Raw genomic sequence first — 276 nt, forward strand, 5'->3', positions numbered from 1 at the left:
GTCGCGTCGGGCGCGGGCGATCGGCCGGCAGGTCCAGCACATCGGGCAATTGCGCCAACTCGGCCGACCAGAACCGGATCTGTTCGGCGAGCAGCGAATCCGGATCGTCCTCGGCGCCGAGCAGTTCGCGCTGCCACAGCGTGTAATCGGCGTACTGCACCGGCAGCGGCGCCCAGTCCGGCGCGGTGGCGGCACTGCGGGCGGCGTAGGCGAGCATGAGGTCGCGGGTGAGCGGAGCGATGGACCAGCCGTCGGCGCTGATGTGGTGCATCGACA

At 70.7% G+C, this 276-nt stretch carries 1 protein-coding gene; it reads right to left on the reverse strand.

Features of this window, described 5'->3' with window-relative positions:
* On the reverse strand, positions 1–276 hold a 276-nt coding region (locus GV790_RS30215), incomplete at both ends, for a condensation domain-containing protein (RefSeq protein WP_163818206.1).

Source organism: Nocardia cyriacigeorgica (assembly GCF_010858045.1).
GTDB classification, from domain to species: domain Bacteria; phylum Actinomycetota; class Actinomycetes; order Mycobacteriales; family Mycobacteriaceae; genus Nocardia; species Nocardia cyriacigeorgica_E.